The following is a 2,642-nucleotide window of genomic DNA, read 5'->3' as shown; positions in this document are numbered from 1 at the left end:
TGCTCGCCGATGTCGACGGCGCGGGTTGCGTCCAGCAGTGTGCGCATGTTGTTCCAGTGGTCGTTGACGTGGCCGGACAGGATCGGCAGCAGCGGTTGGCGTTCGCGGGTGCGGTGGGCCATCCGTTCCTGCAGCCGTCGGCGCCGAACGGGGAGTTTGCGCAGGTCGGCGTCGCGGATGGGGCTGGGCGCCACCCAGCGTGCCCACCGTTCGGGTTCGGCTGCGGCCCAGGTGTGCAGGTCCAGATACAGCGATCGGATAGCCACCATCGGTCCGTCCACGTTCAGCCGGGGCTGGCCGCCCGGCAGGGTCCGCAGCCACTGTTTCCAAGTAGTGATGGTGTTCTCGTCCAGCCGCAGGTCGGCCTGGCCGGGATTGATCGTCTCGATCTGCTTCCAGAACGTGAGGGCCAGATATCGCGCGAGATGTTCGGTGGCGGCGTAGTCCAATTCGGTGGCGCGGCGGGTGAGGTAGTCGACGAGCAGGTCGCGGACCTCGGTGTTGCGCAGCCGGTGCCGGTCCACCAGCTCGCTGATGCTGCGTTGGCCTTTGGTCACCGCGACGCGCAGGGTGCGGGGAGCCGACACGGGGAACTGTCCCATGTCATAGAGCACCGGCCACGCCTGCGTGGCGGCGAAGGCCCCTTCGCCGGGGCGGGTCCCGCGCGTCAGCCCGTACTTGCGGCACTCGGTGGCGTAGTGCAGCAACGCTTCCGGTGTCAGGTCAGCCAGCTCGATGCCGAAGATGGTCAGCGTGCAGCACACGTCGAACAGGGCGTCGTGGTGTCGTTCCCGGCTGACGGGCAGTGCCTGGACCCGCGAGCAGAAGTCCTCCAGCAAGGGATCTCGCGCGACCGTGCGAAACCACCGGGGATAGCAGGAGAACAGGTAAGACCGGAACGCGCGCAGGCTCGGCTGCACCAGGCGCACCGCGAACGCATGCCCGGCCGCGGCGTTGAGCCGACGACGCAGTGTCGGACTCACCATCGTCGCCTGCGCGGTCACCGTGACACCCGGCTCATTCAGACCTGCGGCTTCCCACCGCTGCTGCCAGGTCGGGCCCGGGTAGCGCTCCAGGTGGGCCAGCAAACCACGGATGCCCCAACGGTTGTGGTTGCGGGTGTCCCGCGCGCCACCGAGGGCCTCGGTAACCAGCGACGCGACTTCTTCCGCGCTTGCGGTGGCCAACTCGCCCAACGGCGCGGGTGGCTTGACCGGCCGGGCTGGTGGCGCCGGGACGAGCGTCGTTGGGGCGAACCTGTCGTCGTTGGCGTAGACGAACTCGTGGCGACGGACCCGGCCGGTCGCCACCAGCCCCACGGTGGCCGTGATGCCGGGGCCGGTCTCGGTGTCACTGGGCACCGAACACCGCCTCGACATCAGCAGGGTCATAGCCAGGGTTCCACCGCACCGTCGGGCGGGGCCGCTGGTAGTGCTCGGCCAGCTTGTCCACCAGATCCTCGATACCGACCACGGTGTAAAGGGCGGTGGTCGTGATATGCGCGTGCCGCAAGATCGTCTGCACCTCGACCAGCGTCAACTCCGGGTCACGAGCCAGCCGGGTCGCGGCCGTGTGCCGCAGATCGTGCAGCGTCCAGTTCGCCCCCAGCGCGGCGCTGGCCCGTTGCATGATTCGCCGTGCCGCCCAATACGTCAGCGGCCGAACCACACCCCGACGTGTTCGCCAGACCGGCCCGTTGTCCTGCGGCAGCCCCGCCTCCTCCAGGTAGGCGGCCAGGTATGCCAACGCCTCCGGCGAGGCCGGGACCTGTTGACGGACCCGGCTTCCCTTGGAGACCACCCACAACCGGGCGTCGGACCAGTCCACATCGCCCAGCCTGACTCCCAACAGCTCCGACGCTCGCGCGCCAGAGGAGACGTAACACGCCAGCAACGCCCGATCCCGCGTGCAGCCCATCCGCGCGAACAACGCGTCCCACTGCGCATCGGGGATCGCCCGCGGACGGCGAACCGGCACCTTCGGCCGCAGCCGGGCACGCCGAAACCGCGGCATGGCCTCGATCGGCGAGCGGTGCGCCAACGCAGCACGACGAGCGGTGTTCTCCGGCACCGGATTGGCCACCGGACCACGCCCGAAATGCCCGTGGAATTCATAAAACCCACGAACAGCGGTCAGATTATGAGCGATCGTCGCCGAAGCGTACCCAGCAGCCGATACCTGCTTGCCCGTCACCGGATTCACCGACCCCGGCGGATGACCACCATCCTTGCTCCGGCGGCGTTGCGGATTACGCGCCGACCGCAGCCAACCCACCAGCGCCGCCGTCTCCGCCTCGGTGGCCCGCTCCCAGCCGACGTCCACCGCCCACAACACCCGAAACCAACGCAACAGGTCGTAGGCGTAGCTGCGGCACGTCAACGCGCTGGCATCACCAAGCATCAAATCACGCAGATAGTTGCCAACCGACTCGACCTCACGACCCGCATCGTCACGCACCAACCAGGGAAACAGCTCACCAGGACCAGCCACCACCGCCCCCAACGTAGGCAGGCCAACCCGTCCTTCCATCAACTCTCGATGCACCCGGGAGACCCCATGACCAAAATCCATGCCCCGACATCGAGCAACCCCGACCGCAGCTTGAGTCCCTCATCCAGTTGGTGCAGTCAACGGAGCAACCC

The 2,642-nt window shown here is 68.0% G+C and carries 1 protein-coding gene and 1 pseudogene; both read right to left on the bottom strand.

Going from position 1 to position 2,642, the window contains the following annotated elements; genetic code table 11:
* Window positions 1–1,361 (bottom strand): annotated as a pseudogene (locus EV192_RS53440) (hypothetical protein); the annotation flags it as partial.
* Window positions 1,351–2,400, bottom strand: a complete 1,050-nt coding sequence (locus EV192_RS53435) for a tyrosine-type recombinase/integrase (protein WP_132126529.1) — start codon at window positions 2,398–2,400, stop codon at window positions 1,351–1,353. The gene EV192_RS53435 and the pseudogene EV192_RS53440, both read right to left, overlap by 11 nt.
* Between the last annotated feature and the right edge of the window lie 242 nt (window positions 2,401–2,642).

The organism is Actinocrispum wychmicini (genome assembly GCF_004345645.1).
Classification (GTDB): Bacteria; Actinomycetota; Actinomycetes; order Mycobacteriales; family Pseudonocardiaceae; genus Kibdelosporangium; species Kibdelosporangium wychmicini.
Note: the sequence above shows the minus strand (reverse complement) of the source record. Positions and strands in the feature narration are given on the sequence as shown.

Bases quoted from the DNA above. Each gene is read 5' to 3' on its own strand.
- EV192_RS53435 (WP_132126529.1), bottom strand. From the start codon at position 2,400: ATGCTTGGTGATGCCAGCGCGTTGACGTGCCGCAGCTACGCCTACGAC.